The sequence below is a fragment of the Legionella sp. 227 genome, assembly GCF_043161935.1.
Classification (GTDB): Bacteria; Pseudomonadota; Gammaproteobacteria; order Legionellales; family Legionellaceae; genus Legionella; species Legionella sheltonii.
In genome coordinates this window covers 2,729,884-2,744,168 of record NZ_CP171154.1, presented here as the reverse complement: position 1 = coordinate 2,744,168, position 14,285 = coordinate 2,729,884, and the positions used below count along the sequence as shown (strand labels likewise).

Below are 14,285 nucleotides of genomic sequence, written 5' to 3'. Positions count from 1 at the left end.
ATAACACAAAAGAACAATTCAAGAACCTAGATAAAGTCCTTTTATATGACTCTATCTAGGATTAGCAAGTATCCTAATTTCACTCAATCCATAGGATTTATGCGAAATCAAAATGATAGGCAACCGAAGCAACGAATTCATTTAAGAAAACATGCTTTGTTTCAAAAGGAGTGATTAAGCCAGCAGTACCTTTAATGACATCATGGTATGTATTATCAGTGCTTAAGGTCCCAGCATCAACAAAGCGGTAACCAAGACCGATGCTGAATTTATTATTAAAAAAGTACTCAGCACCGACACCAGCATCCCAGGCAAAGCTAGTCACTGAATCACCAGAGATACGAATATCATATGTTGTTGGGTTGCCAAAGAACGTATGCTGCACATTTCTTAATGTACCTATTTGATTATAAGCGAAACCAATTCCACCCTTAACATAAGGTACAAAGCCACCCCAATTTACGGTAGGCTTTAAGATAAGATCAAAGAGAAACGTTTGGACGTTGATGTCATCCGCGTTAAATTGATCTTCCAGGTATAAATTCGGATCAGTGGGCACAACTCCGTAGCTGGCATGAAGAAAATAATCATAGCCACTTCGGTAATCCCAAGTAAACTGAACAGCTAGGTTTGGGTTGTATTGATAGCCAATGAATGCACCTCCAAAACCCCCAATCCCGAAATCGGTATTCCAATCGGAGTTACTGGTTGCAGCGATACGAAGAGGTTCTCCACCCCAATTAGGGGCAAAATGGGTGCTTAAAGAAATAGAGGCCCCACCTTCAGCGCCTATATAAAATCTTGGCGGGGAAGAAGCAACACCCCCCATAGCACCAGCAACAGCTAATCCATTAAATCCAACACAAAGGGCTGCTATAGCAATAGCCTTTAATTCCATATTATCCCGGTCTCCTACTATTTTTGTTGCGCTCAATTTTTAATTAAAAAAAGGCATGAAAAGGTAGTCTAAATGACACGAGACGCCCCCTTCATGATTCTTACTTTATATATTCGCGACATGGAATATATTGTCATCGGATGCTACTACTATGAACGCGAAATAGCAAACTGCTCTCAATTAGAATGCTCACAAGAGTAAAAAAATTAAAACCAGGTTAAAAGCCCTGCATACTATCGATTTTAACTAGTCCCACCCACGGTCAAAGCATCTATTTTTAGAGTAGGTTGACCCACACCAACAGGAACGGATTGTCCTTCTTTACCGCAAACGCCAATTCCACGATCTAATCCCAGATCATTTCCAATCATACTGATTTTTTTCATCACGTCAGGTCCATTGCCAATTAAGGTTGCTCCCTTGACTGGTGCAGTAATCTTCCCATTCTCAATAAGATAAGCTTCACTTGCAGAGAATACAAATTGACCTGAAGTAATATCAACTTGTCCACCTCCAAAATTCACCGCATATAAGCCACGCTGTACCGAACGAATAATTTCTTCGGGATCATGTTGCCCTGCCAACATGTAGGTATTAGTCATTCTGGGCATGGGTACATGCGCATAGGATTCACGTCGGCAATTGCCGGTGGATTGCATGCCCATCAATTTGGCATTCAACTTATCTTGCATGTAATTCACCAAAACGCCATTATCAATCAATGTAGTGCATTGGGATGGAGTTCCTTCATCATCAATAGTGATGGAACCGCGTCTGTCTTTCAAAGTACCGTCATCAACTACCGTAACACCAGGTGCGGCCACTTGTTGGCCAATACGCCCCGAGAAAGCAGATAATCCCTTGCGATTAAAATCACCTTCCAAACCATGCCCTACTGCTTCATGCAATAAAACTCCCGGCCAACCTGGTCCCAAAACGACAGGCATTGTTCCTGCAGGTGCAGGTTGTGCCTCTAAATTAATCAATGCTTCGCGCACAGCTTCACGTGCATAACTTAAAGCATTGTCTTTTTCGTGAAAGTAGGAATAAGGCACTCGACCACCGCCTCCAGAACGAGCAGACTCCCGTTTTCCATGCTTGTCTTCTACAATAACGCTCACGTTGATACTGACCAAAGGTCTAACGTCTGCAATCATTTGTCCATGCATTCCAGCTACCATCACGACTTCGTAGCAACCACTTAATGAAGCATTTACCTGAATTACACGCGGATCAATACGGCGAGCTTCTTTATCAATCGCCTCTAATAAAGCAATTTTCTCTTGTTTGCTCATCCCCTCAATAGGATTTAATCCTTGATAGCGACTTATTGCAGCACTTTGAACTTGAATGGATTGAACTGGTTTGGACCCAGTGAGGGCAATGGAACGAGCCGCATCAGCTGCACGCAACATGGAAGGAAACAAAATATCATCACAATAGGCAAAACCTGTTTTATCACCACTAACCGCTCGAATACCTACCCCTCTATCCAAAGAAAAACTACCGCTTTTGACCACAGAATCTTCTAAGTACCAGGATTCATAGCTGCAACTTTGGAAATAGAGATCCGCATCATCAATATGATGGCTCATCATGGTTCTAAATAATTTTTCTATACCCGTCTCATCTAATGATGCAGGAGCTAGTAAAATTTTTTTTGCTGTATTCAGGGCTTCTGTCATTTAATCATTACCTTTTTAATAAAACTGTTATTCATTGAGAGTAAACTCTATTATAAGTTTAATACATGGTGTTCCAAACAGGGGAAATTTCGACGTAATTCCTGCTGATTTTGTAAATCGATCTCTGCCGTCACTACACCCACACCGATTTCTTTCTGTGCCAGGACTTTTCCCCAAGGATCCACAACCATACTATGACCAAAAGTGGTACGCCCATTTTCATGCCGCCCCCCTTGATTGGCTGCTAAAACATAACAAAGATTTTCAATCGCTCGGGCTCGCAACAATACTTCCCAATGAGCAAGGCCTGTTACGGCTGTAAATGCAGAAGGAACGGTAAACAATTGGGCTCCTTTCAACATCAGGAGTTGGTAAAGTTCTGGAAAACGTAAATCATAACAAACCGTCAATCCAATTTTTCCAATCGGGGTATCTACCAGAGCCAAATCATGCCCGCGCTCAATAGACATCGATTCTTTATATGCCTCTCCCGCTGAGACACTTACATCGAATAAATGAATTTTATCGTAACGCGCAGCGCACTTACCTTGGGCGTCATAAACCAAACAACTGGCACGTACTTTAGAACCCATACTTTTAAGAGGGATAGTTCCAGCAACAATCCACAAACCAAATTCTTTTGCCAGTTGACTGATTTTTTCTTGTATTGGACCTACACCAAAAACTTCACCAATCTGCAATTTATCGGTTTCATGAAGCCCCATAAATGCAAAATTTTCAGGTAAAAGCACCAGTTCTGCCTGTTCCTCACAGGCTTGCTTAATGAGTTGTTCCACTTGTTGTAAATTCTCAGCAACGTGTGCTGAGGAAACCATTTGTACTAATGCTGCCCGTGCCATAATAAATCCTAAAATTTGACTTAAAAACGGTCGAAACATGTATCCAAAGTAGCCTGGTACAGTGAATTGTCCCTCATCCCGAGTGTAAGGAGGAATAACTGGGAACAGCGCTGCAACAGGTTTACAATACTACTATAGTACTATAGAACCTCAAAACAAAAATACTTTGTTTTAAAACTTGAAATATAGGAAACTAACCCATAGATATGCTAGACTAAATATAAACATAGAGGAGCTCCAAACAATGAATCGAAATGATGTCACCATCCTTACACGACGTAATGAGTCAGTGCTTTCGAGTAATAAGGTACTGCGTAATACCTACCTGTTATTAGGTCTGACATTTTTGTTCAGTGCGTTTATGGCAGTTTTATCTCTTACAAGCGGCGCACGTCCCATGAACCCTCTTCTCATGATAGTTGGTGTTTATGGTTTAATGTTTTTGACTCAAGCTTTAAGAAACAGCGTTTGGGGTTTAGTCAGTGTTTTTGCCTTTACCGGGTTCCTGGGCTATACCTTAGGTCCAGTACTCAATGCCTATATTAGCCATTTCAGTAACGGTCCACAATTAATTGCAACGGCCTTAGGCGGTACTGGTATCATTTTCTTTGCATTATCTGGTTATGCATTAACAACGAAAAAAGATTTTAGCTTCCTGGGCGGATTTCTTTTTGTTGGTATGATGGTCGTTCTATTGGCGATGATTGCAGGAATCTTTATTCACATCCCTGCCTTACAATTAGCCATTTCAGCTGCTTTCGTACTTATTTCTTCAGGATTAATTCTCATGCAAACCAGTGCAATTATTCATGAAGGTGAAACCAATTACATTTCAGCTACAGTAGGCCTTTTTGTATCGATTTATAACTTGTTCGTCAGCTTGCTTAACATATTAGGTGCGTTTTCAGGCCGTGACTAGTTATCCATTCTCCTCTACCTGAATCCCGGTTAGTTTTTGCCGGGATTTTTTTTGGCAATTATAAAAGACATTCGAAATTAGCTGAGATATAAAATCTTAGAACACCACATGTCGCTGATATAGGTACCTTAAATAGCATAACTAAAAACCCATTACAGCAACCAAAAATAAATCATGTTGATCATTTATTGAATAATAATGCAAAATTAATTATAATTTACCAATTTTAACATTTTTGTAGAAAAAATGACTATTACTCAGAAAATGGTTGAAGAGCAAGCTCCCAAAATTCAATCAACCTGGTTTTCTGTTCCAGGGGGGATTGCAGACACAATCGTAGATCAAACGAATTCACTTCCTTCTTGGCAATTTAGAATAAGTATTAAACCTACTCGAAAAAATGCATTAAAAGCTGTAAAAGCGCTCGCCACCATAGAGCAATTTCAAACCCGGTTTCATCCAGAATTTAAAGTGTTTTTACCCGATGATAATAATAATTTAAGTACATGGGATCCTACGTTTAATGGAGGAGATAGAGACCAAAGAGGAAAAGAAATTTGTGTTTATATGGAATACTTGTTATCCAAGGAAAAACCTAAATATTATGAGGGACAAGCTTATCCTAATCCCGTTTATTTAAAGAAATTAATGTTAAGTATATGGAAAGCATTGCAAGATGAGGGGGTAGAGTTAGCATACAGCAGCCCTTCCAGAGGCGAAAAGGAGGTTCCTTGCGAACAAGAATTTATAACTCCATTTACCTACAGTTCAAATAAGCCGTATAAAAAACGACATGGGATTTTGCATCAGCATGACGATTACAATCCAGAGCAATATCAAGACCCTTTGGAAAGTGTTTCTATTAGCTTAGAAGATTTACAGGAATATGGTATTCATCCTCTAGGAGTTGTTAAATCAGCACAGCGATTAATTTACCATCTTCAGCATTATCAATTAAAAAAATCAGAAACAGACAAGGAACTTCAAGAACTAATCCACTCAGCAGGAAAAAATGCTGAGAATTCAGACAAGAACTTTAATGATTACCAAGAAGTTGTTCAAGTATTAAATAAACTAATTACAGAACAATCAATTATTGGCTTGGGAAAATTAACAAATGATTACATTCAACTTTTAAAAGAAAAGGAAGTATCACTATCACTCCCATCAGAAGCTACATTGCCTGAAAAATCTTTCTCAAAACATCTTCAAATATTAAAAGCTTTGACAAACTTAGGAGATAAGTCTGAGGCTAATATTAGATCGGAAATTTTCCGCTATTTTCCAGAAACAATAAAGGCTGAAATGACTGCTGCGAAAGATCCAGGATTCTATAGCCTTTGTATACAGCATCTAGTCCAAGATATAAAAAGAGCACTGGAAAATGAAAAAAAATTAAGCGTTCAAGAAATGATGGAACTTAATCCTGAGTTAAAAAAAGAAGATTGTGAAATAGCTTTTGACTACTATCCGCAAAAATTCCAGACTATATATCAAAAGCTTATGCATTGTGAGAATGAAAGAAAGACTATTTTGAAGGAATATGAACGCTTTACTTCATTACCCAAAATAGCAAGCTTTCCTGCTTCTTATTCCGAAATGACACATGAAATAAGTGATAAATTGAAACAAGCAAGAGCAATTTTAGATGATTATACAAAAAGTAATTCTTGGATAAGTAGGGTCATTCATGCTCATTGGAATAGACATCATGTGTTTGATGTTAATGAAATTGTTAAAGCACTCGATAAGGGAGAAATTTCCTCTATGGAGGAATTATCAGTTCGTTTGGCTGAAATCCCCTTGAAAAATCCTAAAGGTTCTTTAGCAAGACGCATGGAGTTTATTTTACTGCCTTATGCTCAGAGTTTGAACTATCCAAAAGACCAAAACCAAAATGAAGAGCATTTATTACTAAGCTAAGGCATTCATCTTGCGAGCACTAACACTTGGAACAAAGGACCTGATAGCTGTCCTAATTGATAATCAGCAAACCACCTTGATTCAAATGTTGCAAAGAATTTTTTAATGCAGCGGGATTTAAAGCAACCACTACATCAAGCGACTCACCCGCTGTAAAAATAGCATGCTCTGCCATTGCCAGTTGAAAACCAGAAACCCCAGCCACAGTGCCTGCCGGGGCTCGAATTTAGGCAGGAAAATCAGGTAAAGTCTGCACACCACGACCAGTCAATGCGGCACTAATAGAGAGTTGCTCCCCCAGCAATTGGACACCATCACCTGAATCCCCAGTAATGCGCATGACAATAACGTCAGATGTTGATATAAAGTCTGGCTTCCTGCATGAGTTGACGCATGTGTCTTACTGCCTCTTTCATACCACAAAATAAAGCTCGGGCAATAATCGCATGGCCAATGTTAAGTTCGTGTAATTCGTTTATAGCCGCTATAGGTTGCACATTATGATAATTAAGACCGTGGCCTGCATTAACAATCAAATTTAAGCTCGCCGCATATTCCGCAGCGTGTCTTATCCGTTCTAATTCTCGCTGTTGCTGCTCAACATGGACGGCATCCGCATAACAACCTGTATGCAATTCAATCACAGGGGCGCCAACATCTGCTGCTGCCGTAATTTGATCACGTTCTGGATCAATAAATAATGAAACTTCACTACCTAGAGCCTGCAAACGTCTTACTGCATCTTCTACCGATTTTCGATGTGTGAGTACATCTAAACCACCTTCTGTGGTTATCTCTTCTCGCTTTTCTGGAACCAAACAGGTATGTTCAGGGGCAATTTCTTCTGCAAAATCGAGCATCGCGTCGGTTACTGCCAATTCAAGATTCATTCGCGTTTGTAATACTTGCTTAATCAAACGTACATCGCGAGCCTGGATATGGCGTAAATCTTCTCTCATATGTAAAGTAATGCCATCAGCACCAGCTTCTTCTGCATCCATAGCAGCTTGAACCGGATCAGGGTAGCGTGTTCCGCGTGCTTGACGTACAGTAGCTATATGATCAATATTGACACCTAATAATATTGGCTTATTCATTCAACACCTTACTAAATAAAATAAAGAGTATAAGGTCCATCATGGCCTAGAGCAAGAACCCTATTTATTTAAGCTTGGAACAAAAATACGTTTTTTCCGGATCGTTTCGTGAACCACACTTTTATTCACACTCATTTATTTCACTTCTGCAAAATACAAAGCCCTTGTCTTAATCTCACGTCCACCTAAAAGATGATCTATTGCTTGTCGCATAATCATTTTTGCTGATTTGAGATAGGGAGCTTCATTTAAATTATCTTGTGCCAATGCAAGAATATGCGCGCCTGGAATCCCCCTACTGTCTTCAACAAAGCCTTCACCCGCAACAAATTGATAACATACCTCTTCAACAATCAAATTTGCCGTTCTTGCTTCTTGCGTTAATGAAAAGGAATAACCACATGCATGAAGTAAAGTCCACTCAAAACGCCTTAACAAGGCTTCAATCATCAATCGCTCCCTGGTAGACGCAAGGCCATTCATAGTAAATAGATAGGCATCAAATAAGGTTGCATCAGAATAGTTAGGGCTTAGTGCATAATAGAGAATTTCATTGACATATAAGCCCGCAAAAAGCGAGCTGCCGGTAAGGTAAAGTGTTGGGAAAATACTTTCAACAGTTTGTGCATAATGTCGCTCATGACGTTCCGAAAGACTTACCCATAAAGGCGTAAAAGGTTGTAAAAGGGCTTGTTTTTTAGGTGTGCGCCCCCCTTTATAAAGGCACTGAATCAATCCTAACTCGCGCGTAAAAAAGCTAACTTGAGCACTCGTATCTCCAGACCATTTCTTATGTAAAACCCAAGCCTCTATCGTCTTAGTCATAGCCTAATTGTTTTAATATACGCTCGTCATCCGACCAGCCTGATTTTACTTTGCACCAGCACTGTAAGAATACTTTTTTACCTAATAGCTTTTCCATATCCATCCGTGCAGTGGTAGCCATTTCCTTTAATTTTTGTCCCTTATCACCAATAATCATACGTTTATGATTGTCTTTATCCACAAGAATCAATGCATGAATACGCACGAGCGCACCTTCATCTTTATAAGATTCAATGTCTACAGTAACAGAATAAGGTAATTCTTGTCCGCAAAAACGGAAAATCTTTTCACGCAATAATTCAGCACATAAAAATTTGATAGGCCGATCAGTCAATTGGTCATCAGGAAACAGATGAGGACCCTCGGGCAGATAGTTCTGTAATTTATCTTGAAGCTCATCGACTTGTACCCCTGTTTTTGCAGATATAGGAATGATTGCTGCAAACTCATGTCGTTGACTCATTTCCTCTATCCAAGGCAACAACTGAGTTTTATCATCAATTTTATCTACTTTATTGACCACCAAAATACAAGGTACTTTAGCCTGTTTGACCAAACTTAAAACGTATTCATCTTCTTCTTGCCAATGAGTTCCATCGACTAAAAAAGCAATCACATCAACATCACGCAATACACTAATTGCCGTTTTATTCATCATGCGATTCATTGCTTTTTTACTTCCCTGATGGATTCCAGGTGTATCGACATAAACAAATTGATAATCACCCTCGGTACGTATCCCCAAGATACTGTGCCGGGTTGTTTGTGGCTTTCTCGAGGTAATGCTGACTTTTTGTTGCAAAATACAATTAAGGAGTGTTGATTTACCTACATTAGGCCTACCAACTAAAGCAATATAACCACAATAACTAGTCATTAAAATAGATTCCTGTTTATTTTTAAAACATTTTATCAGTGACACTATAAAATTTCCAGATTTGTAACCAGTCCTACTTGATATTTCATTAAAAAACCAAGTATCCTGTGCACTATGTGAACAAAGGATGGTTCCGATGTCTGATTTTGTAACGACAAAAGGGCACACACAAATTATCGTTCCCTTAACCATTACCCCGTTTAGCCATCACGCACTACCTACTGTGACTGGAAGTCCATTCAGCCATGAAGCAGGGGCCGTACTATACGGGCATTATAATATGGAATACCTCCTCCCTGGAGGTGACAGACTGCGCTTAATTGCCAACCATGATAAAAAAACAGTGCAGCTTATGTTATTCACCCAACAGGCAGATCTAATCCAACTTCTTCCAGGAGAGCGCCCTTCTTCATTGGTCGCTAACATCATAAGCAAAGTTCATCGCTACCGAGTACGTTCAGCAAGTTACAGTCAGCCACTAACTCCGGCACAAGAACAAAAGCTGCAACTTGCCAATGAATGCATTGATTCATTAAAAAAATTGTTAAAAAAAGAGCGTAAATTAACCAGCCAGGACCATGAGGGACATCAGGCACTAAAAAAACAAGTGATTGATATTATAGGGCATTGCTCAAATCAAAATCGCTTAATATCAACAACTCCCCTCGTATCTGAAGGTACGCTAGGGGATATTTTTTATGAGTCTCATAAAACGGCGCAGAATTATTCTTTTAACCGCGTTTATTCCGTGTCACGACAAGACCAAATGGATTTTAGCCATATCTTAAAAAACCATGAAGCAACACACCCGTGCCTTGTTTGGGACAGTGAACTCCATATAGGACATAACAGCAAGGATTTGGATGATGCTTTAAGGGTTATCTGTGACTATTACAAGCTACCTCATGCCGCAAATTTGAGCAATCTCCCTGCAAATCGATTCGCACAGCTTGCAGCTTTTTTTAGTAAATTATGGCGAGATGGCCATGATTGGATCAATTATTTGTCAATAAATGCTAAGCCTGAACATAAAACCGAAGTATTAAAGCGCCTGGATGGTCTTACAATAACCCAAATAACCCCCTACTACAGGCTGCAAGGTTTTCCACAAAAAGGTTATCCTGATTTAAAAATCTTAATTAACCAACTAATAGGTAGTTCTAGCGAACCAATATTTGTACATAACACAAAAAAAGCAAAAAAATTACTTAACCAGTTACCCCATGGGAGCTGGGCAATTATTGCTAATGAACAACTCGCCCTGATAAGACAAGAAAACAAATTGGTGCAATTACGTTATTTTATTCATGAGGGGCTTTTCTATCCATTACCCGATGGACAAGATTTATATACTTTAGGACAAGTCAGTAAGCGTCATCTCTATTTACCTGAACGTGTTGGTCTTAAACTTAATGCGTTTATTTCGCGAATACCTCGATTTTTCCATAAATTCTATAAAAGCATGCATCGTTTTATTATTCAAGACTTACATGACGATTTTTTCAATCATGTCCATGAAACACACCTCCCTCCTAAAGATTCCGTTGAACTGAAGAAACAACAAAAAAAACGCGCTAAAGCAAGAAGTTCTTTGATCTTGGCTTTAGAAAATAAAGGGCTTTTAACTACAGGGCAAACCTTAGAAGAGTTCATTAAAGAACGAATTAGCGACAGTCCCTACATCATTGCACGCTCAAATCATCCACCAAGCCCCCATGCTTATGACAATCCTTTTCATCGAGCATTAGAAGTAATACGCCATATCGCCAGTTTTTTTATCGACGTCAGCGAAAAGAATCCCTTGATTGGTACTTTAGCTATGGCTGCGTATGCTTACGGTGGTGGCGCAGTACTTGCTCCCGAACTCCTTAAATCGATTTTAACCAAATTACACTTACACGGTTTAATCTCAGGCATTGAACCAACACAAAAATTAGCTCATTGGATGAGTCATGGCACAATTTCTGAAGCGATTTCAGCATCGATAACCTACTGGCAAAGCGTTGTGGCAGGGGGCAACCTGGATAAATTTTTTGTTGAGGCGGTGAATGTACTCAAAGAAGATCCAGCAGAAATTGCCATTATCGCTTCATTGGCGCTTAGTTTAGGTTATGGTTTAACAAAAGTAATTCCCTCGCTAGGACGTGAAATGGGGGAATTTCCTTATACCAATTATGCTGCATTAGGTGGAAAAGGCGGGGCTGCTATTTATGATACAATTATGCACCCTGGTGATGATTGGTTTTTAGGGACTTGTAAATGGCTATGCAAATTTTTTGTAAACTTAGGGAAACTTGGTATTGCTCCTTTTTTTGAAGGCTACCATTATGGATTTTATGATGGATTTCTCAAAGGTTTGGGAAAAAGTTGGACGCTGTTTAAAAATCTAAGCAAGCAAATTCTTGCAGCCAGCACTGATTTTATTTTAGCGCTACTTACTATTCCGCTGCTTGAGGCAAGCGCCCTATTTATCCATGTACCCTTTCGTGGGATTACGAATCTATTCACTAAAACACTTGCAATTCTGGGTAACATCAGTGATACAGGCGAATTACTACTTTTCTTTTCTACACGACCACCCTCAGAGAATTTTGTAGTCAATTTCAGGTTTTCCCCGCTTTATGGTTTTACCTGGCCATTTGGACATTTTTCTGATAATCAATTCTTCAATCTCTGCATTAATAGTGTTCGTGCCCTATGCATACCGCTGTTACAATTAGTCAAAAATCTCCTTATCTTGCCTATTCTTGATTTCATTTCGCTTGCCACTCGTATAGGACTTACTCTTTTAAATCCTATAACGCGTATTCTTGCTTATGCTTTAGGTAGTATTATATGTACGCTGGGTAAAATATGGGATCAATCCTTGGGTGTCTTGTTTGCAACCAGTGCAAAAGGAACCGCTATAGCTTGCAACTGGATCGATAACCAAGCCTGTGCTGTGAAACAAACATTATTATCTTTTATAGAAAGTCAGCGTGGTCATTTATACCATTGGGCATTTGCACATGAAGATCTAAAATTGCACACGACTTTAAACGATGCAGAATATTACTCAAGTGATCCCCGGCGTTATGAATTAATCCCGCACTCAAGCAGTCATTGTTTGTTACGTACACTTTTGGATAACAGTAGTGACGCACACTTGTTAGAAGACCGCCATAGCCCAATACCTCATCATCCCTCTATATTTCCAGTAAAAAATTCGCAAAGTATCCCGAAAGCTTCTTCCCAAAAAGAGGCAATTAACTATAGTATGTAGCAGACCTATTTTAAAAGCAGCCAAACTTTGGTGTTTTATTGAGCAATATTATATAATTAAAATATGCTGTAAGAGGATACATATATGACGATAGCAAAATCCCTCTCAGAAGAGCTTACACCAGTTGAATATCAAGCCCTAGATCAGAAACTCGCTTCAGCTTATAAAGCGAAGATAGAAGATGATCCTAATTCTTCAATAAATCTAAGTCTCTTCGGCCTACAAGACTCTGATAGTCTAAGACGTTTCTTGTTGACCCCTGCCGGAGAAACAACAACCGAGAGACTTGTTACTGAAAAAGAACTACAGAGAGATATTGAAGAATGGCAGCAACAACAGCTCCAAGAAGAAATCCGGATGGCGGAACAAAGAAGAGCCTTTTTTCATTTTCTTATGGAAGAGGATGAAGCAGAAGCTAAAAAAGCTCAAAATGAGTTGATCGCAATGCAACAAGAAAAAATAATGAAAGATGAGCAAAAAGCGCAACAAAAAGCAGCTCCTCCTGAACCAAACAAAGCAACCCAAGAAGCAATAAAAGGTTATAATGAGACGATAAAGCAACTCGAAGAAGATCGAAAAAAACTTGAGAACCGTTCAAATCAGTTAAAGCAAGACCGCAAATTAATTGAAAGTAAATATGATGCGATGGAGAAAAGTCTAGACGATGCTCCTAAGTTCGAAGAAAAATCAGAAACAGAAATTCGAGCTGAGATTGAAAAACTCCAAAAAGAGGCCAATCAAATCGCAGATGACATGATGGATCCCAAATTAAAGCTAACCGACGAGCAAGTTTATGCAAAAGGACATCAGCTTAATGCCATAGAATCAAAAATTGCCAACTTAAATGATATAATAGCAACTAAAAAAGAAGGCGGAAAACAATTCGTTGATGCTCAGGGAAAACCCTCTAGCATGAAAGATGCTGCTTTTGTTATTCCTAGAAATAAAGAAATTGTCAAAGATAAAGACGGAAATTATTTTCTAATCAAAAAAGGGGAATCCTTTGATCAGATGACCCCAACCCAAAAAGAGGAAGCGAAAAAAGCGTTCCAACGTGAGAAAAAAGACATTCAAGTCGTAAGAGATGTTGTAAAAGACACCAAAAAAGAGGCATTAGAATTCAACGCGAAAAGTATTGCAGAGAATGAGAAAGCATTAGACCTCAATGCAGTGAGTCTTGCACAAAACAAAGTACAAAAAACCATGCTAGAAAACCAGACGAGGTTAATGCAATCCACCCGAGCAAATGTACAGCAAACTTTGCAACAACAACCAAATGACCCATTAGCTTTGAAATCACCGCGCCCCAGCATCACAAGTCCGAGTAACATTTCATTGCCACCAACACCGACAGCTACACAATCGTCTAAAGTCACTTCAACTCCAAAGATTACGCCACAACAAATTTTTAACGCTGCATTTGTCCAAACTCTCAGTAAAGGACAAAAGCCAGGTAGCCAAACAACTTGGGGTAAATTATTTAAATTTGTCGATGAAATTCAAGATCCCCGAGTGAAAGAGGAAGCCGATAAATTCTTAACAGATGAAGCCAAAAAAAACCAATCAAAAGATAAGCCATCTACCCTGGATAATATAAAGGAAATGTTAAAACAAACACCCGTGCCTGAAGTCACAATGAATACGTTCCTGAAGCATATGGCTGAATTTGAGGAAGCCTATAAGGAGAATGTCACTCCAGAAAAAGGGGTCTTGGAGCAACAATTTCAAGAGCCAGATACCATCTCACCCTCCGCCCCTGCTGCCTAATTGTTTTATACTTCGGAAAAATGTAACCTGAAAATATATTCGGGTTACACTTTCATTTCTTCCAACTCACTAATATCCTTAATTTCTTTAACCAAGAATCATTAATCTACTTGCCAATACAATCTAACTCTTCTAACATTAAACTTTATGCTCATCTGAAGCAAAGTTTACT

The 14,285-nt window shown here is 39.1% G+C and carries 10 protein-coding genes and 1 pseudogene; 4 read left to right on the top strand and 7 right to left on the bottom strand.

Annotation, left to right across the window (positions count from 1 at the left end):
* Positions 1-97 precede the first annotated feature (97 nt).
* From ACF8MK_RS11945 to ACF8MK_RS11935, 3 genes are all read right to left on the bottom strand, one after another.
* Positions 98-898, bottom strand: coding sequence for an outer membrane protein (locus ACF8MK_RS11945; protein ID WP_392536847.1), 801 nt, complete (start codon positions 896-898; stop codon positions 98-100).
* A 242-nt stretch (positions 899-1,140) separates the two neighbouring features.
* Complete coding sequence (gene tldD, locus ACF8MK_RS11940; protein ID WP_028380166.1) at positions 1,141-2,583, bottom strand: metalloprotease TldD; 1,443 nt, start codon at positions 2,581-2,583, stop codon at positions 1,141-1,143.
* Between the two features lie 50 nt (positions 2,584-2,633).
* Positions 2,634-3,443 carry a carbon-nitrogen hydrolase family protein gene (locus ACF8MK_RS11935; protein ID WP_392536846.1) on the bottom strand — a complete coding sequence of 270 codons (810 nt, stop codon included), beginning with the start codon at positions 3,441-3,443 and terminating at the stop codon, positions 2,634-2,636.
* Between the two features lie 244 nt (positions 3,444-3,687).
* Here ACF8MK_RS11935 and ACF8MK_RS11930 point away from each other — a divergent pair, with 244 nt between their 5' ends.
* Together ACF8MK_RS11930 and ACF8MK_RS11925 are read left to right on the top strand one after the other, a co-directional pair.
* Positions 3,688-4,362: a Bax inhibitor-1/YccA family protein gene (locus ACF8MK_RS11930; RefSeq protein ID WP_392536845.1), complete on the top strand. Its 675-nt coding sequence runs from the start codon at positions 3,688-3,690 to the stop codon at positions 4,360-4,362.
* A 264-nt stretch (positions 4,363-4,626) separates the two neighbouring features.
* A complete protein-coding gene (locus tag ACF8MK_RS11925) occupies positions 4,627-6,285 on the top strand; it encodes a DUF5617 domain-containing protein (protein ID WP_392536844.1) in 1,659 nt (552 codons plus the stop codon).
* 55 nt (positions 6,286-6,340) lie between these two features.
* Here ACF8MK_RS11925 and ACF8MK_RS11920 read toward each other — a convergent pair.
* The 4 genes and pseudogenes from ACF8MK_RS11920 to era all read right to left on the bottom strand — a co-directional run.
* Positions 6,341-6,649, bottom strand: a pseudogene (locus tag ACF8MK_RS11920) (2-oxoacid:acceptor oxidoreductase family protein); the annotation flags it as partial.
* Complete coding sequence (pdxJ, locus tag ACF8MK_RS11915; RefSeq protein WP_392536843.1) at positions 6,636-7,382, bottom strand: pyridoxine 5'-phosphate synthase; 747 nt, start codon at positions 7,380-7,382, stop codon at positions 6,636-6,638. The gene pdxJ and the pseudogene ACF8MK_RS11920, both read right to left, overlap by 14 nt.
* A gap of 135 nt (positions 7,383-7,517) precedes the next feature.
* Positions 7,518-8,207, bottom strand: coding sequence for a DNA repair protein RecO (gene recO, locus ACF8MK_RS11910; protein WP_392536842.1), 690 nt, complete (start codon positions 8,205-8,207; stop codon positions 7,518-7,520).
* Positions 8,200-9,084, bottom strand: coding sequence for a GTPase Era (gene era, locus ACF8MK_RS11905; RefSeq protein WP_392536841.1), 885 nt, complete (start codon positions 9,082-9,084; stop codon positions 8,200-8,202). Before era ends, recO begins: the two co-directional genes overlap by 8 nt.
* A gap of 136 nt (positions 9,085-9,220) precedes the next feature.
* Between era and ACF8MK_RS11900 the strand changes: the two genes are divergently transcribed.
* On the top strand, positions 9,221-12,346 hold the full coding sequence (locus tag ACF8MK_RS11900) for a hypothetical protein (protein WP_392536840.1): 3,126 nt from the start codon (positions 9,221-9,223) through the stop codon (positions 12,344-12,346).
* Positions 12,347-12,430: 84 nt separating this feature from the next.
* Positions 12,431-14,113: a coiled coil protein gene (locus tag ACF8MK_RS11895; RefSeq protein WP_392536839.1), complete on the top strand. Its 1,683-nt coding sequence runs from the start codon at positions 12,431-12,433 to the stop codon at positions 14,111-14,113.
* Positions 14,114-14,285: the final 172 nt, after the last annotated feature.